Origin of the sequence: Sphingobium indicum BiD32 (genome assembly GCF_000382885.1) — a bacterium.
In the GTDB taxonomy this organism is placed as follows: Bacteria; Pseudomonadota; Alphaproteobacteria; order Sphingomonadales; family Sphingomonadaceae; genus Sphingobium; species Sphingobium japonicum_C.
The window spans coordinates 54,833-78,988 of the sequence record NZ_CAVK010000057.1 but is presented as its reverse complement, the minus strand read 5'-3'; the positions used below and the strand labels follow the sequence as shown (position 1 = coordinate 78,988).

Here is a 24,156-nt window from a genome sequence, read left to right as displayed (position 1 = left end):
GAGGCTCCAGCCGCTCGACAGGCGGGCGACGATCAGCGCGTCGATTTCGTCGCGGCGCTTGTCCACGCCGGACACGACATCGTCGAAAAACGGCTCCTCCGCCGGGGCGTAGGTCACGTCCTCGATCGTCGCGCCCAGGCGATGGGCATGGAATTCGTGCAGCAGGACGTGGACGGGGGTTCCCTCCATTTCGAGCTGATACAGCGCCTGAACCGCGGCAAGGCGCGCGGCGGAGCGGGATTTGGAGCGTGCGTTCATGGCGTTCCCCTACTCCGGTGTCAGCCGAGGCGCAACGCCACTGACGCAGCGTGTGCGGGCAGCCCTTCCGCTTCCGCCAGCGCCACCGCCGCCGGGCCGATCGCGCGGATCGCGGCATCGTCCAGGCTGAGGAAGCTGGTGCGCTTCATGAAGTCCAGCACGGAGAGGCCCGACGAAAAGCGCGCACGGCGGCCGGTGGGCAGGACGTGGTTGGGACCGGCGACATAATCGCCGACCGCTTCGGGGGTCATGCGGCCAAGGAATACGGAGCCTGCGTGACGCACGCTGGCGAACAGCGCATCGGGATCATCCACCGCCAGTTCGAGATGTTCGGCGGCCAGGCGGTTGACCAGCGGCATCGCCTCCTCAAAATCGCGCACGACGATGATCGCGCCATTGGCGGCCCAGCTGGCGCGGGCGACCTTCTGCGTGGCGAGCTGGCCAAGCCGACCCTCGACCGCGCGTTCGACCGCATCGGCGAAGGCAGCGTCGTTCGTGAACAGGATCGACTGGCTGGTGGGATCATGTTCCGACTGGCTCAACAGGTCGGCGGCGATCCAGTCCGGGTCATTCTTTGCGTCCGCGACGACGACGATTTCGGATGGCCCGGCGACCATGTCGATGCCGACCACGCCATAAAGCTGGCGCTTGGCTTCGGCGACCCAGGCATTGCCGGGACCGGTGATGACGTCCACCGGGGCGATCCGGTCAGTGCCATAGGCAAGCGCCGCGACGGCTTGCGCCCCGCCGACGCGCCAGATTTCCTCTATCCCCGCGATCTGCGCGGCGGCCAGCACCAGCGGGTTGATTTCGCCACCCGGCGTCGGCGTCACCATGGCGATGCGCTGCACGCCCGCGACTTTGGCGGGGATGACGTTCATCAGCAGCGAGCTGGGATAGGCGGCGCGGCCACCCGGCACATAGAGACCGGCGGCATCGACCGCGCTCCAGCGCGCGCCCAGGCGCACGCCCGCGCTGTCCACGCCGTCGCTGTCCACCGGGCGCTGCTTTTCATGATAGGCGGTGATCCGCGCGGCGGCGAGTTCGAGCGCGTCGCGCAGCGGGGTCGAGAGCGTGTCGAGCGCGGCGCGGGTTTCCGCCGGTGTGACCGCCCAGCCGGTGACATTCAGGTCATGATGGTCGAAACGCTGCGTATAGTCCGCGAGCGCGGCGTCCCCGCCCGTACGCACGGCTTTCAGGATCGCGGTGACGTCGCGCGAAACATCCTCGTCGGCTTCGCGGCGCGCGTCCACCAGATTGGTGAAGGCGGTGGCGAAATCGGGGGCCGTGGTGGTGAGCCTAAGCGGCATCCCGCACCCCCACGGCTTTGCGAAACGCCTCCACCATCGGCGCGAGTTCGGCCGAGCGCATCTTGAAGGCGGCGCGGTTGACGATCAGGCGGGCGCTGATGGGCATGATGATGTCGGTTTCGACGAGGCCATTGGCTTTCAGCGTCGCGCCGGACGAAACCAGATCGACGATGCGGCGCGACAGGCCAAGCGACGGGGCCAGTTCCATCGCGCCGTTCAGCTTGACGCACTCGGCCTGAAGCCCGCGCGCTTCGTAATATTTGCGCGTCAAGTGGGGATATTTGGTGGCGACGCGGACATGGCTCAATGCGGCCTGATCCTCGTCGCCTGCATCCACCGGCTGCGCGACTGAAAGGCGGCAATGGCCGATGTCGAGGTCCACGGGCGCGTAAAGTTCGGAATAGTCGAATTCCTCGACCACGTCGGACCCGACGATGCCGATCTGCGCCGCGCCATGGGCAACGAAGGTGGCGACGTCGAACGCGCGCACGCGGATGATCGACACGTCGGGGCGGTTGGTGGCGAAGCGCAGGGCGCGGCTTTTCTTGTCATGAAATTCCGCCTCCGGCTCGATACCGGCTTTGGCGAGCAAAGGCAGCGCTTCATCGAGGATGCGGCCCTTGGGAATGGCGAAGGTGAGGGTGCGAGTCATGACGCGCGGGCCTTAGCCGGGCGCGGGGGGGAGGGCAAGGATTTGGGGGGATACTACTAGTCAGCGATGGAAAATGGCATAATATGATGCGATGTCCATTTTGATCGACATTATAGCCGGTTTCTTCACGAGCGACTTGTCTGTCGGTTGGAAGTTGGTCGCTATTCTGGGTGTGGCATTGCTGGGGCTGGTTGCAATTCTAGCCTTGGCCTGACTATTGCGACTTCGTCATTCCCGCGAAGGTGGGAATCCATCTCCCGCCTTATCGTCTTGATTTTGGGTTCGGAGATGGATCCCCGCCTGCGCGGGGATGACGTAAAAATCGGTGGATGATGAATGTTGCAATGACCCCTCTCAATTGAGGGAATATCTCTCAATCCCAGTCGGTGACCGCCTCCTCGCCGTCAGGCAGAAACGGTCCTTCCTCAGACCCGAAGTTTGTCCAAATCACTATCTCGGTGCCATGGTCGCCTTCGGCATAGTCGGTTATGAGCGGGGGTTCATCAGGACGGATGAAGTCAGTTTCATAGTAAAAGCTAAGTTCGTCGCCCGGATTTAACCGATAGCGCGCAGTCGATAATTCAAAGGTAACAAACTGCGGTCGGCTCGTCGAATTCCGGATGATGTGTTTCGCCCGCCCCATGTGACTAAGCCACTTCTGCCATCGCGCTTTGCGTGCTGGCGATCCAGCCGCCGCCCAGCACATGGTCGCCATCATAGAGCACCGCGGCCTGTCCCGGCGCGACGCCATATTCGGGGGCGTCGAACAAGAGCTGTCCGTCCACCAGCCGCGCAGGCACGGGTTTCGCCATCGAGCGCACCTTGGCGGTCAGTGGCCCGGCAAAATCGCGGCCCAGCCAGTTGATGTCGGTCAGGCTCGCGCCCGATACCGCCAGCGCCGCCTTTGGCCCCACGATCACGCGCTTGGCCGGGGCGTCGAGGCGGATGACGTAGAGCGGGTCGGGCTGGCCGCCAATGTCGAGTCCCTTGCGCTGGCCCACGGTGTAATGGATCATCCCCTTGTGGCGGCCCAGCACCCGGCCATCGATATGGACGATGTCGCCGCCTTCATCCGCGTCGGGGCGCAGCTTGCGCACGATTTTGGCGTAATCGCCGTCGGGGACGAAACAGATGTCCTGGCTATCGGGCTTCAACGCCACCGCCAGCCCCAGTTCGGCGGCGATTTCGCGAACCATGGGCTTGGGCAGGCCGCCCAAGGGAAAGCGCAGATAATCGAGCTGTGCCTGGGTGGTGGCGAACAGGAAATAGCTCTGGTCGCGCGCAGGATCAGCGGCGCGGTGCAGTTCGGCGCCCTGCGGTCCGTCCACCCGGCGGACATAATGGCCGGTGGCGAGGCAGTCGGCGCCCAGGTCACGCGCGATCTGGAACAGGTCGGTGAATTTTACCCCCATATTGCATTTGACGCAGGGGATGGGGGTGCGCCCGGCCATATATTCGTCGGCAAAGTCGGCGATCACCGAATCGCGGAAACGGCTTTCATAATCGAACACATAATGGGCGATGCCGATGCGATCGGCGACGGCGCGCGCGTCGCGAATGTCCTGCCCCGCGCAGCAGCTGCCCGTGCGGCCCACTGCCGCGCCATGATCGTAGAGCTGGAGCGTGACGCCGATCACTTCCGCGCCGGTTTTGGCGGCAAGCGCGGCGACGACGGAGGAATCGACCCCGCCGGACATGGCAACGACAATGCGCCGCGCGTCGAGCGGCTGGGCTAGCTGAAACTCTGGCTGCATGGTCGCGCCTATACGCGCACTGTGCTTTTCATGCCAGTGGGCGTGATGCGACGGGCCGCAGCGCGGGATGCGACAAAGCGAAAGCCCATTTACCGACCCTTATCCATTGCCGCGTAGAAGCAGGGTCATGGATTTGAGTTTTCTTCGGACAGGCGGGCTTACCCCCGCCAATGCCAGACCCCTTGGCCGCGCGCGTGTGCCGGTCTGGCCGTTTCTGCGGGCTGCCTGTGCAGCACAGCAGGCGGCCAGCCCGACTGCGCTTGCGGTTGCGGGCGTCCTGCGGGGGCAGGACGGAACGGAAGACTGGATTCAGGAGCTGGCGGGAATATTCGCGCCACGTTCCGGCGGCATGATCGAAGCCGTTCGGCTCGCAGGAAGCTTTAATCCGCTGATCGCGAACCGTTTAGCTGTGGGGAAAGGATGATGAAGGTGGCGTTTACCTTGGCGCTTTAGCCGTTCTTCAGGGCTGATGTGCATAAGGGGATCGCTGCTGGATTTGACAACGCCAGCGCCGCTTTTGAGGGTAGTAATGATCGAAAACCAGAAAATACGGCCAGCCCAGGTCGTCGGGCCGCTCGGAGAACCGCTGACGCTGGACAGCCTCCCGCCACCGGACACGACCCGCTGGGTAGTGCGGCGCAAGGCCGAGGTGGTGTCCGCCGTCAATGGCGGTTTGCTGACCGTCGATGAAGCGTGCGCGCGCTATAATCTGACGCTGGAAGAATTTGCCGGCTGGCAGCGGGCGGTCGACCGGTCGGGGATGCATGGCCTGCGCGTGACGCGCATCCAATATTATAAATCCCTCTACGAACGGCAGCAGAAATACTGATCTGTCTGTGCGGGCGCCAGTGACGCAGCTTGAAAGGGGCTGCCGGATAGTATCCGGCAGCCCCTTTTGCTCGGGATATGCGAAAAACCCCCTGTAACGATGCGGGACGGGGATGGTTTCCCGCCCGGAATCATTTTCAGCCCATGGAACGCACCGCCCCTTGCACCGTTAATCCCGCAGCACCCAACCCGCTGGGGGCGTGGTCAAGGAGAATATCATGGGCATCATTATGTGGCTTATCGTCGGCGGCATCATCGGCTGGCTCGCCAGCATGGTCATGCGCACTGACGCGCAGCAGGGTATCCTGCTCAACATCGTCGTCGGCATTGTCGGTGCGTTCATCGGCGGTATGATTTTCAGCGGTGGCTCGATCAACAATGCAGGTCTGTCGCTGTACAGCTTCCTGGTGTCGCTGGTCGGTGCGATCATCCTGCTGGCGATCGTCAACCTGGTCCGTCGCGGGTCAGTGCGCTAACCGCACCCCTTACGACTGACCGCCCAAAAGGCCGCGCCCCAACCGGGCGCGGTCTTTTTATTGTGTTTTTCAAAATGCGCCCTTCCGCGCATTTGCAAACCCTACCTCCGCGCGGCGAACCAGCGATAGAGGGCCAGCACGGCGACCGATCCCAGGATCGCGGCGATGAAGCCGGCGCTCTGGCCCGGTGCGTAAAAGCCCGCGAGTCGGCCGACAAAGCCCGCCAACAGCGCCCCTGCGATGCCCAGCAGCATGGTGACGATACAGCCGCCAGGGTCGCGTCCCGGCATGATCAGCTTTGCAATTGCCCCGGCCAGCAGACCGATGATGATCCAACCCAGCAAATCCACGGCGCGCTCCTCTCCCTCTATCTTCGCACCCGTGGCATATAGCGCCATAATCGGGGGCTTTTGGCAAATGAATCCGGTTCCAGGCCGCCGCCGGTCCCGTTCGCGCCAACGAATCGCGGTGCCATTTCCACCGCCATGGCTTATACAATCGCGCAATATCGCTTTGCCCTCCCCCTTTGACCCATGATATTGGGGGTTGAGGGCGGTGCTATATTCATATAACACAGTCGCTGGATGGCGAAGCGCCGGAGAGACAGAATCGCATGAATTACGAAACCCAGGTCATGGCCGACTCAGCGGTCGTCATCGACGACGAGGATGCGCGCGCGCGCAAGCGGCGGCTGTGGCTGGTCGCGGCGGTGATCGTCGTGGCGCTGGTCGGCAGTGCGGTGTGGATTTCGATGCGCGGCGGTGATGCCGCTGCGCCTGCGGTCACGGCGCAGGTGCCGGTCGTCTCGGTCAGCAGTCCGGGCCGGTCGACCGTCGCGCGCACGGTGACCGCCACTGGATCGCTTGGTGCGCGGATCGACATGCCGGTCGGCGTCGTGGGTGAAGGCGGCATGGTCAGTCGGGTGCTGGTGCAGCCGGGCGACTGGGTCCGCGCCGGGCAGGTGCTGGCGGTGATCGAACGGTCGGTCCAGGCGCAGCAGGTCAATTCGCTCGCCGCGCAGGTCGATGTCGCCCGTGCCGACGCCAAGCTGGCGCAGGCGCAGCTGGATCGCGCCAAGGCGCTGGTCGGGCGCGGTTTCATCAGCGCGGCGGATATTGACCAGCGCACGGCGACCCGTGATGCGGCCAATGCGCGCGTCAATGTCGCCATCGCCCAGCTGGCCGAACAGCGCGCCCGCACCGGGCGGCTGGACATTCGCGCGCCCGCCAGCGGGCTGGTGCTGACCCGCGCGGTTGAGCCGGGGCAGATTGTAGGGTCTGGCAGCGGCGTGCTGTTCCGCATGGCCAAGGATGGCGAGATGGAGCTGCTGGCGCAGGTGGCCGAGGGTGATTTGCCGTCGCTGCGGGCTGGCAACAGCGCCATGGTAACCCCGGTGGGTGGCAAGGAGCAGTTTGCCGGACGGGTGTGGCAGGTGTCGCCCGTCGTCGATCCGCAGACGCGGCAGGGCATTGTCCGCATAGCGCTGCCCTATCAGCCAGCGATCCGGCCGGGTGGTTTTGCCGCCGTCACCATCACCAGCGGATCGGGCAGCGCGCCGTTGCTGCCGGAATCGGCGGTGCAGAGCGATCCCAAGGGCAATTATGTCTATGTCGTCAACGGCAAGAATGAAGTCGAACGGCGCGCCGTGACCGTGGGTCAGGTGTCCGATGCGGGTGTCGCTGTGACCAGCGGCATTACTGGCAATGAAAAGATCGTGACGTCGGCCGGTGCATTTCTGGCACCGGGACAGAAGGTTAAGCCGGAACCCATCAGCGGCCGGTAAAAGGCGCGAAGCTCCTCTGTGGGGAGGTCGCGCAACGGAATGACAGGACGGATTGCGTCCGGCGAAGGAAGCGGTAGCTCATGAATTTTCGCAATATGTCGGCCTGGGCCATCCGCAATCCGGTGACGCCGCTTGTCATGTTCGCGGCGCTGCTGCTGGCCGGGCTGGTCAGTTTCAGCCGCATGGACATCAACAATAATCCCGACATCAGCTTTCCGATGGTCAGCGTGGTCGTCAGCCAGCCGGGCGCGGCCCCGACCGAGCTGGAAACGCAAGTCACCCAGCGGGTCGAGGCGGCGGTGCGCGGCATCAGCGGCGTCGATGAAATCACGTCTTTCGCGTCCGAAGGCCGGTCGCTGAGCAACGTCCAGTTCACCATCGGCACGCCGATCGACCGGGCCGTCAGCGACGTCAAAAACGCCATCGACCAGATCCGCAGCGACCTGCCCGATGGCATATTGGAACCGCAGGTCACCCGCGTCGATATTGATGGCGGACCGATCGCCTATTTCAGCGCCGAAGCGACCGACATGACGCTGGAGGAACTGTCCTGGTATGTCGACAATACCGTCGCCAAGCGGTTGCGTTCGGTCAGCGGCATGGCGGCGGTCAATCGCGGCGGCGGGGTCAGTCGGGAAATCCGCGTCATCCTGGACCCTGCCAAATTGCAGGCGTTCGGCATCACCGCCGCACAGGTCAATCAGCAGCTCAATCAGGTCAATCTGAACGCGGCGGGTGGCCGCACCGAAATTGCCGGGGCGGAACAGTCGATCCGCGTGCTGGGCAACGCCCGCAATGCGCGCGATCTGGGCGCGACCCAGATCGCCATTACCGGCGGTCGCACGGTCAAGCTGGCCGATATTGCCGATGTCCGCGACATGTATGCCGAACAACGCAGCCTGGCGCTGATGAACGGGCGTCAGGTCACCAGTTTCAGCCTGGAAAAGGCCAAGGGCGCGTCCGACGTGACCGTCTATGACGAAGCGATGGTGGAGCTGGACAAGCTGCGCAAGGAAAACCCCAAGGTCACCTACAAGCAGCTCTATACCAGCGTCGATTACACCAAGGAGCAATATCATTCGGCGATGGCCGCGATGATCGAGGGGGCGGTGCTGGCCGTCGTCATCGTGTTCCTGTTCCTGCGCGACTGGCGCGCAACGATGATTTCGGCGCTGGCGATCCCGCTGTCGGCCATTCCATCCTTCTGGTTCATGGACATGATGGGCTTTACGCTCAATGGCATTTCGCTGCTGGCATTGAGCCTGGTGGCAGGCGTGCTGGTCGATGACGCGATCGTGGAGATCGAGAATATCGTGCGCCACATGCGCATGGGCAAAAGCGCCTATCAGGCGTCGATCGATGCGGCCGACGAGATCGGTCTGGCCGTGCTGGCGACCACCATGGCGATCGTCGCGGTGTTCCTGCCGGTGGCGCTGATGCCGGGTATTTCCGGGCAGTTCTTCATCCAGTTCGGCATGACCGTGGTTGTGTCCGTGCTGATGAGCCTGGCGGTCGCGCGGCTGATCACGCCGATGATCGCGGCCTATTTCCTGAAAGCCCATGGTGCCGAAAGCCATGGCGAAGGCTGGCTGATGGATCGCTATATGAGCGTGCTGCGCTGGTCGCTGGACGAGCGCAAGGCTATTGCACATCGTGCACGCGGGGGGTGGCGGCGATTTACCGCTATTTTCCTTGACCATCGGATGTGGACCGTGGGCTTTGGCTTTCTGGCCTTCGTTGCCACGATCATCGCCTTTGCCACGCTGCCGATGACGTTCCAGCCGACCACCAACACCGATTTCAGCCAGGTGAAGATCGAAACGGTGCCGGGCAGCACATTGGCGCAGACGACGGCGATCACCCGCAAGGTCGCGGACATATTGACCGCCGATGCCGACGTGGTCGAGGCCGCCTTTGCCGATATTGAAACGACCAATGCCGACATCTTCCTGACGCTCAAGAAGGACCGGCCGATCTCTTCGGTCGATTGGGAACGCAAGGTTGCACCCAAATTCCAGACCATCGCCGATGCGCGGGTCAATTTCCAGTCGCAGTCGGGCGGGGGCTTTGGTCGCGACATCATCATGATGTTCGGGGCCGACGACCCGGAAAAGCTGGACGCCGTCGCCAACCAACTGGTCGCGGAGATGGCCAAGATCCGCGAATTGCGCGCCCCGCGGGTGCAGGGCGACATGCAGCGGCCCGAAATCATCATCAAGCCGCGCCTCGACCTGGCCGCCAGCATGGGGGTGACCACGGCTGCACTGAGCCAGACGATCCGTATCGCGACGATCGGCGAGATCGACCAGAATAGCGCGAAATTCTCGCTGTCCGACCGCCAGATTCCGATCCGCGTGTCGATCGCCGAGGATAGCCGCAAGGATATCGGCACGATCGAGAATATGCCGGTGCCCACCATCAATGGCGGATCGGTGCCGCTGAAGGTGGTTGCCGACATCAGCTTTGGCGCAGGACCGACCCAGATCCGCCGTTACAACCAGATTCGTCGCATCGTCGTGGGGGCCGATCTGGCGCCGGGCATCGTGACCAGCGAAGGCATGGCCAAGCTCAACGCGCTGCCGCTGATGAAGGCGATCAGCGAAGGCCGCGTGCCGGGCGTGCAAAAGATCAGTGCGGGCGATGCCAAGTGGCAGATGGAGATGCTCCAGAATTTCGCCGTTGCCGTTGTGTCGGGCATATTGCTGGTGCTGGCGGTGCTGGTGCTGCTCTACAAGCGGATCATGCCGCCCTTCGTCAATCTGGGTTCGCTGCTGCTGGCACCGCTGGGCGGGGCGCTGGCGCTGCATGTCGCGGGGCAGCCATTGTCGATGCCGGTGTTCATCGGCCTGCTGATGCTGCTGGGTATCGTCGCCAAAAACTCCATCCTCGTCATCGACTTCGCGCTGGAGGAGATAGACAAGGGTGTCCCCAAGTTCGAGGCGATCATGGATGCGGGCCACAAGCGCGCCCAGCCGATCGTCATGACCACGGTGGCGATGGTGGCGGGCATGGTGCCGACGGCGCTGTCGCTGTCGGGCGATGGTGCCTGGCGCGCGCCGATGGGCATCACCGTGATTGGCGGCCTGATCCTGTCCACCGTGCTGACGCTGGTGATCGTGCCGGCAACCTTCAGCCTGGCGATCGCCATCGAAAGCTGGGTGGGGCCGCGCCTGAGCCGGGGTCTGCTGACCTACAAGCCGGGCGACGACAAGGATGTGCCGGGGCATGTGCAACCGGCGGAGTAAGGCTGACGGCAAAACAACGCTTTGCCTGAACGAAACGGCGGCGTAACCGTTGGGGAGCCATGAAGCTGCTCCGCGTCTCCCGCCCGATCGGCGAAAGCCAGCCCAATCCCGCGCGGCGTATGCGGCTGTTTGCAACGGGCATGTTGCTGGCGATGGCGGCGCTGTTCATCGCCGCGCGCAGCACCGCGCATTTCCACCCCGCCATCGGCTTCGTGCAGGCCTTTGCCGAGGCGGCGATGGTCGGCGGGCTGGCCGACTGGTTTGCGGTGACCGCCCTGTTCCGCCACCCGCTGGGCCTGCCTATCCCGCATACCGCAATCATCCCGCGCAACAAGGACCGGATCGGCGAGACGCTGGCCATCTTCCTGCGCGACAATTTCCTGACCCCCGCCGTCGTCGCGCGGCGGATGCGCGGCATGGATGTTGCGGCGGCGGCCGGGCGCTTCCTCGCTAGCCCGTCGGCGGGCGACGGGCGGCTGCGCGAGGGCGCGTCGCGCTTGATCGCCGACATGCTGGAGGCGCTGGACCAGGAACGGCTGGGCGGCATGGTCAAGGGCGCCATCGGCCAGCGGCTGCGTGGCATCAATATCGGCCCGCTGGTCGGCCAGGCGATCGAGGCGGCGATGCGCGACGGACGCCATGCCCCGGTGATGGACGGCATCATCCATTGGGCCGACCGGACGCTGGAGGCGAACGACCACCTGATCCGCCAGATGGTGCATGACAAGGCGGGCAAGGTGCTGCGCTGGACGGGTCTGGACGAAAATCTGGCCAATGCGATCATCGACGGGCTGCGCAAGATGCTGGCGGAAATGGCCGCCGATCCGGGCCACAGCCTGCGCCTGAAAGCCGAAGAGGGGATGGCGAAGCTGGCCTTCGACCTGCAATTCGATATCGAGATGCAAGCGAAGGCCGCGCAAATCCGCGACGAGATTCTCGACAATCCGGCGATGCAGCGTTGGATCGACGGATTGTGGGAACAGGCGCGCAGCGGGCTGCTGCGCGCGGTGCGCGATCCGGGCAAGGCGATGGCCGGGCGACTGGGCGAGGCGCTGCGCCAGCTGGGCGGCACCTTGCAGGAGGATGCGCGGCTGCGCCATGTCATCAACCGCTTCGTCCGGCGTGCGGCGGTGGGCGCGACTGCCACCTATGGCGATGCGATCGTCCGGCTGGTCAGCGACACGGTGCGCGGCTGGGACGCGGGTACGATCACCAACCGGCTGGAGGGCGCGGTCGGCCGCGACCTGCAATATATCCGCATCAACGGCACGCTGGTGGGTGGGCTGGTGGGGCTGATCATCCACGCGGTCGACACGTTGTTTTAGGCGTCTGGTTAAAACACCGACCTCTCCCGAAAAAATGATGTTGCAACATATCATAGAAATATGATGTAACATTTCATGTACCGTCCAGCAGCGGACGGGCTGGAGAGGAGTCGGTCAATGCGGATGAGCATGATGCAGGCAGCAATGGGACGCGGCATGACGGAGCGGAGGCCGGACGCGCCCGCGCCATCGGGTTATCGCCGCAACAGCGGATCGCCAGTCGGGATTGGCGGCGCGATCGCCGTTCATGCGCTGGTGATCGGGGCGTGGTTGCTGATCCCCAAGGAGGTGATCGACACGGTTTTCACGCCGCCGCCGCTGACGACGACGAATATTCCGCTCGCTGATCCGCCGCCGCCTGAACCGGTCGAACAGACCGTCAAGAAGCCGATCAAGACCCGTCCGACCCAACAACGGCCCACGGTCACGGACCCGATCGTGCCGGGCGCGCAGGGCGATCCGGTCATCACCGGCGGCGCCGGGACAGGGGACGCGATTGATCCCGGCCCGACCATCATCCTGCCGCCCCTCGATCCGCCCCGCGCGCCGGTGCTGGTGGATGCCGGTATCGACCCGCGTGCACTTGGGCAGTTCCAACCCGACTATCCCGGCGCGATGATCCGCCAGGGACTGGAAGGCACGGTGACGGTCCGGGTGACGATCAATGCCGAAGGGCGGGTGACCGACATCGCGCGGGTTGCGGCGAGTGACGAGAGCTTCTGGCTCGCGACCCAGCGCCACGCCCTGCGGAAATGGCGTTTCCGCCCGGCAACCCGCGACGGCGTACCGGTGGCGACGACCAAGATATTGACGGTGCGCTTCACGTTGACGGAGCGGTAATGCCATTCCTCCCCCGCAAGGGGGAGGATAGTTCACGCACCGCCCTTTTGCATCCGGACGCGGCCTGCACTATAGGAACGCCATGGCGATTTTTCCCCGTCCCGTTTCCCCCAAGAGCGCATTAGGCGACCTGTGGGGCTATTTCCGCCAGCCGCGCCAGCATAAATGGCCGTTGCTGGGGGTTTCCATGGCGTTCACCTGGGTGATCGTGTGGACCTTCATCACCGACGCGAACACCAACACCATGCCGACGCGCAACAAGATCATCTATTTCCAGAGCTGGGACGCGAATCGCAGCGATGCCGCGATCATCCTGCAACAGAAAATGGACCTGGCCCGGCGCGACGCCATATTGCAAAAAAATCAGGTGGAGATGCAGAAGATCGCCGATGCGTTCGGCATCGACTGGCGCAAGGATGAGGCGCGCAACACCGCGCGGCGCAAGGAAGCGGTCAAGCAGATCAACGCCATGCTCGACCAGCGGCTGGTGAAGGCGGAGGCGCAGGCCCAACCCCAGCCGACCGCCGAGCCGGAAGTCGCCAAGCCCTGAGCGAGACGTCGACGCCCGCCGCCGACCGGCGCTTCATGGCCGCCGCCATTGCGCTGTCGCGGCGCGGGCGCGGCCTTTCTACGCCAAACCCCAATGTCGGCTGCCTGATCGTCAGGCATGGCCGGGTCGTGGGACGCGGCTGGACCCAGAAGGGCGGTCGTCCCCATGCCGAGGCGCAGGCGTTGTGCCAGGCGATGGAACAGGCACATGGGGCGACGGCCTATGTGACGCTCGAACCCTGCTTTCATTTGTCCCCGCGCGGGCCGCGCTGCGCCGATCTGATGGCGCGCGCCGGGGTGGCGCGGGTGGTGATCGCGCTGCGCGACCCCGATCCGCGCACCGACGGACAGGGTGCGGCCTGGTTGCGTGAGCGCGGGATCGTGGTCGAAATGGGGCTGCTGGCGGATGAAGCGGCGCGCGCCATGGCCGGATTCGTGCTGCGCCAGACGCGCGGGCGGCCGCATGTGACGCTCAAGCTCGGCCTCTCGCTCGACGGACGGATCGCGCTGGCGGATGGCTCCAGCCGCTGGATCACCGGCCCGGATGCGCGTGCCCATGCCCATATGGAGCGGGCGCGGCATGACGCGATACTGGTGGGCGGCGGCACGCTGCGCACGGACGCGCCGGGGCTGGACGTGCGGATCGCGGGGCTGGAGGATCGATCGCCGCGCCGAATATTGCTCAGCCGGGGCGACGCGCCCGACGGGTGGGAGCGGATCGGCGCGCCGGAGCAGATTGCGACGCTGGACCGGGTCGATCATCTGCTGGTGGAGGGCGGCGCGGAGACGGCGGCCGCCTTCCTGCGCGCGGGGCTGGTCGATCGCCTGCTGCTCTATCGCGCGCCGATCCTCATCGGCGCGGGGCTGGCGGGGATTGGGGACATTGGTTTATGCGATCTGGCGGATGCCCATGGCCGCTGGCGGCTGACCGACGCGCGGGGGTTGGGCGTCGATAGACTTGAGGTTTACGAGGCGGTGTCGAGCGCCTAGATCATCCTCAAACTCATCCCGTTCGGGCTGAGCGTAAGCGAAGGCACCTCACTGCGTTCGGCGCAGCCCTTCGACTTCGCTCAGGGCGAACGGACATTTGGATCAGTATATATGTTCACCGGGATCATCACCGACATCGGCACCATCCGCCAGGCGGAGCAACGCGGCGACCTGCGGCTGGTCATCGGCAGCGCCTATGACATGACATCGGTCGCGATCGGCGCGTCGATTGCCTGTTCGGGCGCGTGCCTGACCGTGGTGGAAAAGGGCGCGGACTGGTTCGCGGTCGATCTGTCGGCGGAAACCGTCGCGCGCACCGCGCCGGGCCTGTGGGCGCAGGGTGGCCGGCTCAACCTGGAACGCGCGCTCAAGGTCGGGGACGAACTGGGCGGACATATCGTCACCGGCCATGTCGATGGCGTGGGGCATCTGGTATCCGCCACGTCCGAAGGCGATTCGACCCGGCTGGTTATCGCTGCGCCCGCCGCGCTGGCCGCCGCGCTGGCCGCCAAGGGGTCCATCACGCTGGACGGCATCTCGCTGACCGTGAACAGCGTCGATGACCAGCCGGACGGCAGCGTGCATTTTGGCCTGAACATCATCCCCCATACGGCCGTCGCGACCACGCTGGACAGCCTGCCTGCCGGGCGCGCGTTCAATCTGGAAATCGACGTGTTGGCGCGCTATCTCGATCGGATGCAGAGCCTTCGCAACCGCAGCATGTGATTGCCTCTTGAATTAATCACACTGCGATGTGATATGCGATTCCACCCCGGCGTTCGGGAAGGAGTCGTTTGCCATGTCCTCTGCCCTTATCGATACCGTCCGCAATCTCGTGACCGATGGCGGCATGTCGCGATCCGGCCTTGCCCGCGCGGCGGGCCTGCACGCCAATTCGCTGCGCAAGCTGGGCGAGGCGGACTGGAATCCGACCGCCGATACGCTGGGCAAGCTGGAAGCCTATCTGTTGAAGCGTGAGGGCGGCACGGCGCTCGCATCCCCCGAAGAAATCATCAACGAAGCCCGCAACGGCCGCATGTTCATCTTGGTCGATGACGAGGATCGCGAAAATGAGGGCGATCTGGTCATCCCGGCGCAGATGGCGACCCCCGATGCGATCAATTTCATGGCCACCCATGGCCGTGGCCTGATCTGCCTGGCGCTGACCAAGGCGCGGGTCGACGAACTGGGCCTCGGCCTCATGAGCCGCAACAACGGCACCCGCCACGAAACCGCCTTCACCGTTTCGATCGAGGCGCGCGAAGGGGTGACCACCGGGATCAGCGCGGCCGACCGCGCCCGCACCATCTCCGTCGCGATCGACGGGTCGAAGGGGCAGGCGGACATCGTAACGCCGGGCCATGTGTTCCCGCTGGTGGCCAAGGATGGCGGCGTGCTGGTGCGTACCGGCCATACCGAAGCGGCGGTGGACGTGGCGCGGCTGGCGGGCCTCAACCCGTCGGGCGTCATTTGCGAAGTGATGAAGGACGACGGCACGATGGCGCGCCTCGACGACCTCATTCCCTTTGCGGCCAAGCACAAGATGAAGATCGGCACGATCCGCGACCTGATCGCCTATCGCCGCCGCCACGACCATATCGTCGAACGCCGAGCCGAAACCACGTTCCAGAGCCAGTGGGGCGGCGACTGGAAGGCGATGAGCTTTTACAACAAGGCCACCCAGACAGAACAGCTGGTTATGCAAAAGGGCAATGTCGATCCCGACAAGCCCACGCTGGTGCGGATGCACCAGATGGCGCCGCTGACGGACACGTTCGGGCGGCAGGGGCCGCGTTCCGGGCTGCTGGCGCGCTGCATGGAAATCATCGGTCAGGAAGGCGCGGGCATCATCGTCGTCCTGCGCGGCGACGAGCCGGACATGCTGACGCGGATGCTGCAACATCATGCCGGGATCGTGCAGGGCGACATGGACGAATTGCGCAACTATGGCGCGGGCGCGCAGATTTTGTCTGAACTGGGCGTGCATGACATGGTCCTGCTGACCAACAGCCATCACAGCCTTATCGCGCTTGACGGCTATGACCTGGCCGTGGTTGGGCAGCGTCCGATCGAGCTGTAAAGGATATATCATGGCCAAATTCCTGATCGTCGAAGCGCGCTTCTACGACCATCTCAACGACCTGCTGATCGAGGGGGCCAAGGCCGCGCTCGACGATGCGGGGCATAAATATGAGGTGGTGACGGTGCCCGGAGCGCTGGAAATCCCCGGCGCGATCGCATTGGCGGCCGAAAGCGGCCGCTATGACGGGTTCGTCGCGATCGGCGTGGTGATCCGCGGCGAAACCTATCATTTTGAAGTCGTGTCGAATGAAAGCGCGCGCGGTCTGATGGCGCTCAGCATGGACGCGATTGCGATCGGCAACGGCATATTGACGGTCGAAAATGAAGCGCAGGCACTGACCCGCGCCAAGCCGACCGAAAAGGACAAGGGCGGCGAAGCGGCCAAGGCGGCCATCGCGATGCTGGCCCTGCGCGAACGGTTCGGGGCGTAGGAAAGCAAAAATCCTCCCCCTGCCAAGGGAAGGATCGTAAGTAGAACGCCCGGAAGCTCTGAAAACACCCGTCATTCCCGCGAAGGCGGGAACCCATGTTTCGTTACGCGACTGAACTGGCGGCGGCACATTGGGTCCCCGCCTGCGCGGGGACGACGGGTTGATCTGGTTACGCCGTGGCGCGTTCCTGCGCCAGCGCCGGATAGTTGGTATAGCCATCTTCGCCCGGACCATACCATGTCTCCATGCCCTTGATCGGGTTCAGTGGCGCGTCACTGCCCAGCCGCTCCACCAGATCGGGATTGGCCATGAAGGGGCGGCCAAAGCTGATCGCGTCGGCCAGACCGCTGTCCAGGTCGGCCTGCGCCCGGTCCTTGTCATAATCGCTGTTCAGGATCAGCGGCCCCTTGAAATGCTGGCGGATCAGCGGCGACTGGCGCGGCACGTCGGTCGCGCCGAACGATCCGTCCGGTCCCGGTTCGCGCAATTCCAGCGAGGCGATGCCGATCGCGTTCAGGACGTGCGCCGCATGGGCGAAGAGCGGCCCGGGGTTGCTATCGTCCACGCCCTGCGAATTGCCATTGGGCGACAGGCGTACCGACACCTTGTCCGGGCCAATCGCATCGGCCACTGCCTGCGTCACTTCCGCCAGCAACCGGACGCGGTTTTCGATGCTGCCGCCATATTGGTCGGTGCGGAAATTGGCGTTGTCGCGCAGGAACTGGTCGATCAGATAGCCGTTGGCGGCATGGATCTGCACCCCGTCAAACCCGGCACGAATCGCGTTGCGCGCGGCGGTGACATAGGTGTCGATCAGGCCGGGGATTTCCTCGATCGCGAGCGGTCGGGCGGTCTCGAACGGCTTCTTGCCCTCATAGGTATGCGCGTCGCCCACCGTAGCGGTGGCGCTGGATGATACCGGCTGCTCCCCGGTTACGCTCGAATGGACCTGCCGCCCCATATGCCAGAGCTGGACGATGATCCGCCCGCCCGCGTCATGCACGGCCTGCGTCACCGGTTGCCAGGCTGCGACCTGCTCGTCCGACCAGATGCCCGGGGCATAGGGCCAGCCCAGCCCCTGCCGCGAAATGCCGGTCGCTTCGCTGATGATCAGGCCCGCACTCGCGCGCTGGCGGTAATAATCGATCATGATCGGCGTCGGCACATGATCGCGGGTGGCGCGGCCACGGGTCAGCGGCGCCATGATGGCGCGGTTGGGTGCGGCGATGGTGCCGATCTGGACAGGCTTGAACAGGCTGGACATGGAATCTCCCTTTACCAAAGTTGCAAATTGCAACGGGACTTGACGCTGAAAGCCAGCTAGGGAGCCGCCATGGCCAGTTCAACCCCTACTGCCCGCGCGCACATGCCCAAGCTCGCATTTCCCGCGCTGATATTGGCCAATCTCATCCTGCCGCTGGGGCCGGTGCTGGTGCGTCTGGCCGATGTCGGGCCGGTCGCGGCGGCCTTCTGGCGGTTGACGCTGGCCCTGCCATTCCTCATCTTCCTCGCCCTGCCGGGGCTGCGCCGCACCGCGCCGAACTTGCGCGAATGGGGGGCGCTGGTCTGGTCGGGGCTGTTCTTTGCGGCTGATCTGGCCGCCTGGCATATCGGCATCCTCTACACCAACGTCACCAACGCCACCATATTCGGCAATATGAGCGGGCTGATGCTGCCGATCTGGGGTCTGGTCGTGCTGCGCCAACGGCTAAAGCGGATGCAGGCAGTCGCCCTCACACTGGCGGCAACGGGTGCGGCGGTGATGATGGGGGGTAGCTATGAACTCTCGCCGCGCTATCTCCATGGCGACCTGCTCTCCCTGCTCGCGGGCGCGCTCTATACCGGCTATCTGCTGATCGTGCAGGATGTGCGCGGGCGGCTGGACAGCTGGTCGGTGCTGGCGATCTCCAGCGCCGTCAGCGCGCCGCCGCTCTTGTTGTGCGCGCTGTGGCTGGGCGAGCGGATCATGCCCGGCGACTGGACTCCGCTGGTCGTGCTGGCGCTGACCAGCCAGTTGATCGGGCAGGGGCTGCTCACCTATGCGATTGGCTGGTTCACCCCGCTGGTGCTGGGGCTGAGCCTGCTGTTGCAACCGGCGGTGTCGGCGGTGCTGGGCTGGATGCTGTTTGGCGAATGGCTGAGCATCACCGATATGGTGGGCACGATGGCCGTGGCCGCCGCGCTGGTGCTTGTGCGGCTGCCCTCGCGTGCCTAGATTGGCGTCATGAGCGACATTCAGGACATGACCCTCGACGAGATCCGCGCCCTGCTGGCACCCGTGCTGGCGCGCCATGCGGCCTTTGACGGCTGGCGCAAGGACGCGGTCGCGATGGCGGCGGCGGAAAAGGGCGTCGATGCAGACATTGCTGCCCTTGCCTTTGCCGATGGACCGGTCGACATGATCGACGCCTGGTTCGCCAGCATCGACGCCCGGATGCTTGACGCGCTGCCGCCCGAAACGCTGGCGACGCTATCGATCCGGCGCAGGATCAGCGCGCTGGTGGAGGCACGGCTCGACCTGCTTGCGCCCGACCGCGAAGCGCTGCGCCGGGCCATCGCCATCCTCGCCATGCCGACCAATGCGGCGCGCGCGACCCGGCTGGGCTGGCGCGCGGCAGACGTCATGTGGCGCGCGGCGGGCGACAATGCCACGGACCTGGCCCATTATACCAAGCGGATGACGCTGGCCGGGGTCTATGCCGCCACCCTTCTGGTATTCGTGGATGACGAGAGTGAGGGCCATGCCGACAGCCGCGCCTTCCTGTCCCGGCGGATCGAGGGCGTGATGCGGTTCGAGAAGCTCAAGGCGCAGGTCAAGGGCGTGGGCGGCGGTGAACGGCTCAGTCTGGCACGTTTCATCGGGCGGCTGCGTTACCCGGCGCTATGATCTGCCGCGCCGGGGGTCATTTCCTTCTGGCCTTTCCTAATCGGTATTGATAGTCACTCGCAGCAATTATCCTGTGAGTATCTGTCCCCGTGCGCCTGACTGATCTGCCGCTGCGCCAGCCCGCCTTTGTTGACCTGATCGACTGGTCCGTCCTGTCTCCGTCGGAGGGGCAGCGGCTGCGCGAATTTGGCCTGTGCGAGGGGGCGAGCGTCGAGGCGCTGCACCATGGCGGCCTGTGGGGCAAGGGACCGATCGCCTGCAAGGTGGGTCGCATGACCATCGCCATGCGCCGCAATCACGCCGCCGCCGTCACCGTCCGCACCGGACCGGATGTGACCGCATGAGCGCGTTGCCGCTGGTCGCACTGGTCGGCAATCCCAATGCGGGCAAGAGCGCGCTGTTCAATGCGCTGACCGGCGCGCGCCAGAAGCTGGGCAATTATCCCGGCGTCACGGTGGAGCGCAAGGCGGGGCGGCTGGCGCTGGCCGACGGTCGCCCGGTCGAGCTGGTCGACCTGCCCGGCACCTACAGCCTGAACGCTGCCAGTCCCGACGAGCAGGTCACGCGCGACGTCGTGATGGGCCGGCAGGCGGGCGAAAGGCGGCCCGACGCGCTGGTGATCGTGGTCGATGCCTCCAATCTCGACAATCATCTGCGATTCGCGCTGGAACTGATCGCGCTCGGCCTGCCAACGATCGTCGCGCTCAACATGGTCGATCTGGCGACCCGCGACGGGCTGGAACTGGACGCGGCCGTACTGTCGCGCGAACTGGGCGTGCCGGTGATCGCGACCGTCGCGGTGCGCAAGCGCGGCCTCGACCATCTGCGCGAGGAATTGGGCGGTCTGCTGGGCAGCGCTGCACCGGAGGCCAGACCCCTGCCGCCGGAGCGCGATTTCGACGCAGTGCGCGGCGAAGCCCGCCGCATCGCCCGCGCCGCCATCGTGCGCGAAACCCCCTCGCGCCGCCTGACCGCAGCGGTTGATCGGGTGGCGCTCCATCCCGTGTTCGGCTTGGCTCTGCTGCTCGGCCTGCTGTTCGTCATGTTCCAGGCGGTCTATGCCTGGTCCGAAGCGCCGATCGCCATGATCGAAGGGCTGGCCGAAGCCGCAGCCTCTGCCGTGCGCGACGCGCTGCCCGACGGGATGCTGCGTTCCTTCCTGGTCGATGGCGTCATCAATGGCGTCGGATCGGTGGTGGTGTTCCTGCCGCAGATCCTCATCCTCTTCTTCTTCATCCTGATGCTGGAGGCGACCGGCTATATGGTCCGTGCTGCCTTCCTGATGGATGGTATCATGGCCAAGGTCGGCCTGTCGGGCCGCGCCTTCATTCCCTTGCTCTCCTCCTTCGCCTGCGCCATTCCCGGTATCATGGCGACGCGGACGATCGCCGATCCCAAGGACCGGCTGACGACGATCCTCATCGCGCCGCTGATGACCTGTTCGGCGCGGCTGCCGGTCTATGCCGTCATCATCGGCGCCTTCATCCCCGCGCGCGATATTGGCCCCGGCATTGGCCTGCAGGGCTTCGTCCTCTTCTGCCTTTATGTCGCGGGCATCATCGGCGCGATGCTGGTGGCGCTGATCCTGCGCCTGACCGTGACCAAGGGAGCCAGCGGCGGCTTCCTGATGGAAATGCCCAAATATCAATGGCCCCGGCCGCAGGATATATTGCTCGGCCTGTGGCAGCGCGCGATCATTTTCCTCAAGCGCGCCGGCACCATCATCTTCACCTCGACCGTCATCCTGTGGGTGCTGCTCTCCTATCCCAAGCCGCCCGAAGGCAGCGCGGTCAGCCAGGTTGATTATTCGATCGCCGGGCGAATCGCCGGTGGCCTCAATGTCGTGCTGGAGCCGATCGGCTTCAACCGCGACATCTCGCTCGCCCTGATCCCGGCGATGGCGGCGCGCGAAGTCGCGGTGTCGGCGCTCGCCACCGTCTATTCGATCGACGCGGGCGATGACGAGGCGCTGCTGGAACGCAGCCTTGGCGACCGGTTGAAGGACCAGTGGCCGTTGCCCACCGCGCTGGCGTTTCTGGCATGGTTCATCTTCGCCCCCCAGTGCATCTCGACCATCGCGGTGACCCGGCGCGAAACCAATGGCTGGAAATGGCCCTTGTTCATGCTGGGATACCTGTTTCTGCTCGCATATGTTGCAGCGGGTCTGACCTACTGGACCGCGACCGCAGCAGGACTATAAGGGGCCGCTTAACGCGTTTCGGAGGAATCATGGCAGGCTCGGTCAACAAGGTCATTCTGGTCGGCAATCTGGGCGCCGACCCGGAGGTCAAGAGCTTCCAGAACGGCGGCAAGATATGCAATTTGCGCATCGCCACGTCCGAAAGCTGGAAGGATCGCAATACCGGCGAGAAGAAGGAGCGTACCGAATGGCACACTGTTGTCATCGGCGGCGAAGGGCTGGTCGGCGTGGCCGAGCGTTTCCTGCGCAAAGGCTCCAAAATCTATATCGAAGGCCAGTTGCGCACCCGCAAATGGCAGGATCAGAGCGGCAATGACCGTTATTCGACCGAAGTGATGGTCCAGGGTCCGGGCGCAGTCCTGACCATGCTCGACGGCGCGCCCGGTGGCGGCGGTCAGGGCAGTGGCGGCGGGCGGTCGCAGCAGGGCGTGAGCGACTGGGGCGCATCGTCAGGCGGCTATGATGATTTTGGCGGCGGCAGCAGTGGCGGCGGCTTTGGCGGCGGGCGTTCGTCGGGCGGCGGCGCATCGGGCGGCCGTGGCAGCGCGGGCAGCCCCAATTTCGACAATGATCTGGACGACGAAGTGCCGTTCTGATCGGCACGATGCGTTTTACAAAAAGGGGCGGTGGAAACCGCCCCTTTTTTTATCAGCCGCGCGCCAGTTCTTCGGTCGCAAACGCCCGGATATGGTCGCGCAGATCGTCCCGCTCCAGCGCCAGCGCCAGATTGGCCTCGATATAGCCGGCCTTTGACCCGCAATCGAACCGGCGACCATCGAAGGTGACGCCGTGGAAAGGCTGCTTGCCGATCAGCGCGGCCATCGCGTCGGTCAGCTGGATTTCCCCGCCGGCGCCCTTTTCCTGCGTTTCCAATATTTTCATGACATCGGGTTGCAGGATATAGCGGCCCGGCAGGATCAGATTGGACGGCGCGGTCCCGGCGGCGGGCTTTTCGACCAGCCCCTTCACCTCCGTCAGCACGCCATCGCGGACGCCCGGATCAATCACGCCATAGCTGGGCGTCTGTTCCATCGGGATTTCGAGCGCGCAGACCAGATTGCCGCCAACCTTCTCATAGGCATCGACCATCTGCTTCATGCAGCCATTGCCCGGCACGCCCTTCATAAATTCGTCGGGCAGCAGGATCGCGAACGGTTCGTCACCGATAATGTCGCGCGCGCACCATATGGCGTGGCCCAGACCCAGCGATTCCTGCTGACGCAGGAACACTGCATTGCCCGGTGCAAGGCGGGTGCCTTCCAGCGCCGACAGATCCTTGCCGCGTTCGCGCTGCAACGTCTCGCATTCAAAGGCGATGTCGAAATAATCCTCGATCGCGCCTTTGCCGCGCCCGGTGACGAAGATCATCTGCTCGATGCCTGCCTCGCGTGCCTCGTCCACCGCATATTGGATCAACGGGCGGTCGACCACCGGCAGCAATTCCTTGGGCACCGACTTGGTCGCGGGCAAAAAGCGCGTGCCCAGCCCCGCGACAGGAAAAACAGCTTTGCGAATCGGCTTATTCAAGTTGGACTCCCCTTAACCCCGGCCCCCGCGGCCATATATGATTTGCCGCACATGCGAAAAAGGTCAAGCGCGCCGAGAGAATTTGCAGTGTGCGATGCACCCTATACTGCAAGCAAGCGGTTCGCGACCGTTTCCAGATCGCATATTTCGTGATCAAGTTGCTCGAATGTGACAAATTGATGGATATTGCGTTGATCGCGACAAATAAATCCGCCCGGCTGGGGCTGGTGAAAGCCCTGGATGATGAGTGCGCGGAAGCGGTCGATGCGCTGCATGTCGCGTTCTATCGCGGCGATTTCCGTCAATGCGCTGGCGTTGCGCCGGTCGCGCATCGCCACCATCGTGCGCAATTCGGTCATCAACTTGGCCATGGACGGGCGGGTGCGTGCGCCCACTGTGCGGATGTCGCCCATCTTCTCGCGCATCAGCCCGATCTTGGTTTCCAGGCTTTGTTCCAGCATCGTCCAGGCGCAGACCAGCCGCCCGATCGCGCACAGCAACGCCGCATCCTCGGGCGCATAATCCGAAACCGCTTTTCCACTCATATCCGCAACCAGATGTACGCCCACGCCCCATTCTCCTTATTGCCCCTGTCCTGCGCAGGCGGGGACGGATAGGCCAGAGCGGCGGGCACCATCGCTCGCGGCGGTGGCACGGGACATCGGAAATTGTGCAATATAGGCGGCGAGTCGAAAGCGCTACGCCTCAGAAATCAATCGCTAAACCCTTGCGCTCCCAATCGCCGTAGCGGACCGGGCTAAGCTCTTCCTGCTGCTGGGGCGGGTTGTCGATCGGGTCTGGCTGCGGCACAGGCGGGCTTTTGGAAAGATGGGCAGGCGGCTGCACATGCGCGGGGCGCTTGCCGTTATAATGTCCCATCAAGCCGCCTTTCGATTGCGGAGCGCCATGGCAGCGCCCTTGTCCACAACCCGTCATTTGGGCGGCAACAGGCCCAAGCGCAAGGGTATGTAGGGGAGGCAAGCTTTCTTATCCCTGCAAAATGGCCTAGGCGCTGCCCC

Annotated in this window: 27 protein-coding genes; 17 read left to right on the top strand and 10 right to left on the bottom strand. The window is 64.6% G+C overall.

Features of this window, described 5'->3' with window-relative positions:
- The 5 genes from EBBID32_RS05965 to mnmA form a co-directional block, all read right to left on the bottom strand.
- Nucleotides 1-258: transcription antitermination factor NusB (locus tag EBBID32_RS05965; RefSeq protein WP_037489072.1), on the bottom strand; the 258-nt coding region annotated here is incomplete at its 3' end.
- 20 nt (nt 259-278) lie between these two features.
- Entirely contained in the window at nt 279-1,568 is a 1,290-nt protein-coding gene (gene hisD / locus EBBID32_RS05960; RefSeq protein ID WP_006952388.1) for a histidinol dehydrogenase, read from the bottom strand.
- Nucleotides 1,558-2,220, bottom strand: a complete 663-nt coding sequence (hisG, locus tag EBBID32_RS05955; RefSeq protein ID WP_006952386.1) for an ATP phosphoribosyltransferase — start codon at nt 2,218-2,220, stop codon at nt 1,558-1,560. Before hisG ends, hisD begins: the two co-directional genes overlap by 11 nt.
- A 373-nt stretch (nt 2,221-2,593) precedes the next feature.
- Nucleotides 2,594-2,863: a hypothetical protein gene (locus EBBID32_RS05950; RefSeq protein WP_006952384.1), complete on the bottom strand. Its 270-nt coding sequence runs from the start codon at nt 2,861-2,863 to the stop codon at nt 2,594-2,596.
- Between the two features lie 4 nt (nt 2,864-2,867).
- Nucleotides 2,868-3,974, bottom strand: coding sequence for a tRNA 2-thiouridine(34) synthase MnmA (mnmA, locus tag EBBID32_RS05945; protein ID WP_006952383.1), 1,107 nt, complete (start codon nt 3,972-3,974; stop codon nt 2,868-2,870).
- Between the two features lie 127 nt (nt 3,975-4,101).
- Between mnmA and EBBID32_RS24780 the strand changes: the two genes are divergently transcribed.
- The 3 genes from EBBID32_RS24780 to EBBID32_RS05930 all read left to right on the top strand — a co-directional run bounded on the left by EBBID32_RS24780 (nt 4,102) and on the right by EBBID32_RS05930 (nt 5,278).
- On the top strand, nt 4,102-4,398 hold the full coding sequence (locus EBBID32_RS24780; RefSeq protein ID WP_006952382.1) for a hypothetical protein: 297 nt from the start codon (nt 4,102-4,104) through the stop codon (nt 4,396-4,398).
- Nucleotides 4,399-4,503: 105 nt separating this feature from the next.
- Nucleotides 4,504-4,803: a CtrA inhibitor SciP gene (sciP, locus tag EBBID32_RS05935; RefSeq protein ID WP_006952381.1), complete on the top strand. Its 300-nt coding sequence runs from the start codon at nt 4,504-4,506 to the stop codon at nt 4,801-4,803.
- 217 nt (nt 4,804-5,020) lie between these two features.
- Nucleotides 5,021-5,278, top strand: a complete 258-nt coding sequence (locus EBBID32_RS05930; RefSeq protein ID WP_006952379.1) for a GlsB/YeaQ/YmgE family stress response membrane protein — start codon at nt 5,021-5,023, stop codon at nt 5,276-5,278.
- A 101-nt stretch (nt 5,279-5,379) separates the two neighbouring features.
- On the opposite strand, the gene EBBID32_RS05925 is transcribed toward EBBID32_RS05930, so the two are convergent.
- Nucleotides 5,380-5,628 (bottom strand): GlsB/YeaQ/YmgE family stress response membrane protein, encoded by a 249-nt coding sequence (locus EBBID32_RS05925; RefSeq protein WP_006952372.1) that lies wholly within the window; start codon nt 5,626-5,628, stop codon nt 5,380-5,382.
- A 263-nt stretch (nt 5,629-5,891) separates the two neighbouring features.
- On the opposite strand from EBBID32_RS05925, the gene EBBID32_RS05920 reads away from it, so the two are divergent.
- The 9 genes from EBBID32_RS05920 to ribH all read left to right on the top strand — a co-directional run bounded on the left by EBBID32_RS05920 (nt 5,892) and on the right by ribH (nt 16,523).
- The gene (locus EBBID32_RS05920) at nt 5,892-7,061 is read left to right on the top strand and encodes an efflux RND transporter periplasmic adaptor subunit (RefSeq protein ID WP_006952371.1); all 1,170 of its coding nucleotides are present in this window, start codon (nt 5,892-5,894) and stop codon (nt 7,059-7,061) included.
- 80 nt (nt 7,062-7,141) lie between these two features.
- The gene (locus EBBID32_RS05915; RefSeq protein WP_006952370.1) at nt 7,142-10,306 is read left to right on the top strand and encodes an efflux RND transporter permease subunit; all 3,165 of its coding nucleotides are present in this window, start codon (nt 7,142-7,144) and stop codon (nt 10,304-10,306) included.
- 59 nt (nt 10,307-10,365) lie between these two features.
- Nucleotides 10,366-11,631 carry a DUF445 domain-containing protein gene (locus EBBID32_RS05910; RefSeq protein ID WP_006952365.1) on the top strand — a complete coding sequence of 422 codons (1,266 nt, stop codon included), beginning with the start codon at nt 10,366-10,368 and terminating at the stop codon, nt 11,629-11,631.
- Between the two features lie 117 nt (nt 11,632-11,748).
- On the top strand, nt 11,749-12,471 hold the full coding sequence (locus EBBID32_RS05905; protein ID WP_006952363.1) for an energy transducer TonB: 723 nt from the start codon (nt 11,749-11,751) through the stop codon (nt 12,469-12,471).
- Nucleotides 12,472-12,553: 82 nt separating this feature from the next.
- Nucleotides 12,554-13,021 (top strand): hypothetical protein, encoded by a 468-nt coding sequence (locus tag EBBID32_RS05900; protein ID WP_006952362.1) that lies wholly within the window; start codon nt 12,554-12,556, stop codon nt 13,019-13,021.
- A gap of 35 nt (nt 13,022-13,056) precedes the next feature.
- Nucleotides 13,057-14,010, top strand: a complete 954-nt coding sequence (ribD, locus tag EBBID32_RS05895; protein WP_006952361.1) for a bifunctional diaminohydroxyphosphoribosylaminopyrimidine deaminase/5-amino-6-(5-phosphoribosylamino)uracil reductase RibD — start codon at nt 13,057-13,059, stop codon at nt 14,008-14,010.
- A 111-nt stretch (nt 14,011-14,121) separates the two neighbouring features.
- Nucleotides 14,122-14,736 carry a riboflavin synthase gene (locus tag EBBID32_RS05890; protein ID WP_006952360.1) on the top strand — a complete coding sequence of 205 codons (615 nt, stop codon included), beginning with the start codon at nt 14,122-14,124 and terminating at the stop codon, nt 14,734-14,736.
- Between the two features lie 73 nt (nt 14,737-14,809).
- A complete protein-coding gene (ribB, locus tag EBBID32_RS05885) occupies nt 14,810-16,090 on the top strand; it encodes a 3,4-dihydroxy-2-butanone-4-phosphate synthase (RefSeq protein ID WP_006952359.1) in 1,281 nt (426 codons plus the stop codon).
- A 10-nt stretch (nt 16,091-16,100) separates the two neighbouring features.
- The gene (gene ribH / locus EBBID32_RS05880; RefSeq protein ID WP_006952358.1) at nt 16,101-16,523 is read left to right on the top strand and encodes a 6,7-dimethyl-8-ribityllumazine synthase; all 423 of its coding nucleotides are present in this window, start codon (nt 16,101-16,103) and stop codon (nt 16,521-16,523) included.
- A gap of 169 nt (nt 16,524-16,692) precedes the next feature.
- Here the strand turns inward: ribH and EBBID32_RS05875 are convergent, their stop codons facing one another.
- On the bottom strand, nt 16,693-17,787 hold the full coding sequence (locus tag EBBID32_RS05875) for an alkene reductase (protein ID WP_006952357.1): 1,095 nt from the start codon (nt 17,785-17,787) through the stop codon (nt 16,693-16,695).
- Nucleotides 17,788-17,856: 69 nt separating this feature from the next.
- Between EBBID32_RS05875 and EBBID32_RS05870 the strand changes: the two genes are divergently transcribed.
- The 5 genes from EBBID32_RS05870 to ssb all read left to right on the top strand — a co-directional run bounded on the left by EBBID32_RS05870 (nt 17,857) and on the right by ssb (nt 22,206).
- A complete protein-coding gene (locus tag EBBID32_RS05870; protein WP_006952356.1) occupies nt 17,857-18,738 on the top strand; it encodes a DMT family transporter in 882 nt (293 codons plus the stop codon).
- A gap of 9 nt (nt 18,739-18,747) precedes the next feature.
- Nucleotides 18,748-19,410, top strand: a complete 663-nt coding sequence (locus EBBID32_RS05865) for a COQ9 family protein (RefSeq protein ID WP_006952354.1) — start codon at nt 18,748-18,750, stop codon at nt 19,408-19,410.
- Between the two features lie 89 nt (nt 19,411-19,499).
- Nucleotides 19,500-19,754, top strand: a complete 255-nt coding sequence (locus EBBID32_RS05860; protein WP_006952342.1) for a FeoA family protein — start codon at nt 19,500-19,502, stop codon at nt 19,752-19,754.
- Complete coding sequence (gene feoB / locus EBBID32_RS05855) at nt 19,751-21,610, top strand: ferrous iron transporter B (RefSeq protein WP_006952340.1); 1,860 nt, start codon at nt 19,751-19,753, stop codon at nt 21,608-21,610. The genes EBBID32_RS05860 and feoB overlap by 4 nt, the downstream gene beginning before the upstream one ends.
- Before the next feature lie 29 nt (nt 21,611-21,639).
- Nucleotides 21,640-22,206, top strand: a complete 567-nt coding sequence (gene ssb / locus EBBID32_RS05850; protein ID WP_006952339.1) for a single-stranded DNA-binding protein — start codon at nt 21,640-21,642, stop codon at nt 22,204-22,206.
- 52 nt (nt 22,207-22,258) lie between these two features.
- On the opposite strand, the gene EBBID32_RS05845 is transcribed toward ssb, so the two are convergent.
- The 3 genes from EBBID32_RS05845 to EBBID32_RS23470 form a co-directional block, all read right to left on the bottom strand.
- Complete coding sequence (locus EBBID32_RS05845) at nt 22,259-23,137, bottom strand: UTP--glucose-1-phosphate uridylyltransferase (RefSeq protein WP_006952337.1); 879 nt, start codon at nt 23,135-23,137, stop codon at nt 22,259-22,261.
- Nucleotides 23,138-23,238: 101 nt separating this feature from the next.
- Nucleotides 23,239-23,682: a hypothetical protein gene (locus EBBID32_RS05840; RefSeq protein WP_037489087.1), complete on the bottom strand. Its 444-nt coding sequence runs from the start codon at nt 23,680-23,682 to the stop codon at nt 23,239-23,241.
- A 160-nt stretch (nt 23,683-23,842) separates the two neighbouring features.
- Nucleotides 23,843-24,016, bottom strand: coding sequence for a DUF1674 domain-containing protein (locus EBBID32_RS23470; protein WP_006952334.1), 174 nt, complete (start codon nt 24,014-24,016; stop codon nt 23,843-23,845).
- Nucleotides 24,017-24,156: the final 140 nt, after the last annotated feature.